General features: G+C 33.2%; 2 pseudogenes. Both read right to left on the minus strand.

Annotation, left to right across the window (positions count from 1 at the left end):
- Positions 1-272: pseudogene (locus TCEL_RS00385) on the minus strand (hydroxylamine reductase); the annotation flags it as partial.
- A gap of 65 nt (positions 273-337) precedes the next feature.
- Positions 338-725, minus strand: a pseudogene (locus TCEL_RS13710) (alanine--tRNA ligase); the annotation flags it as partial.

A 725-nucleotide genomic window follows, 5' to 3' on the forward strand; every position in this document is an offset into this window, starting at 1 on the left:
CTTACTCCTTCAAATACTCTTTCATATATTACTTTATCATCAAAATTTACATTTGTAATAGTTGTAAATAGACTCTCCATTATAAACTTATCCACATCGTCCCTTTGGATCCCATTCTCCTTAGCTATAAGGTTTACCATTGATAACCCCTTTAATGTATACATTAGTAAATCTTGGCTCTTTGCAACTACATCATTTTTACCACATACACCTCTTAGACTACATCCTTTTCCACCTGCGGCCTCTTGACATTGATAACAGAACATACTCATCTGAATCCCTCCTCTAATTTGCTTATGCCTTAATTATAGTTGTTATATTTTAGGGATTCAGTGATTTATATCACATAAATATTTTTTTTATATGTTTTAAAATTACCTGCTCTTACTACTCTTACTGTGCTTCCATATTTTTCACCAAATAGAGCTGTAGCACCCATCTTTTTAGCCTCTTCTAGAGAAGTCTCAATTGTTTCAACATTTAAAGCCTCTAGTATCTTTTCATTTACAAGTTGTTCAACCTTGTGCAGTTCTTCATGAGATAGAGCTTCAAAATGTGTAAAGTCAAATCTTAATCTGTCATCTGCAACAAGTGAACCTGATTGTTCAACATGTGTTCCTAGAATTTCTCTTAATGCCTTATGTAATAGGTGGGTTGCTGTATGATTTCTTGCAATGCTCATTCTTCTGGATACATTTACCTTAGTTGTTACTAATGAACCCTTT

Origin of the sequence: Thermobrachium celere DSM 8682, assembly GCF_000430995.1 — a bacterium.
Taxonomy (GTDB): domain Bacteria; phylum Bacillota; class Clostridia; order Clostridiales; family Caloramatoraceae; genus Thermobrachium; species Thermobrachium celere.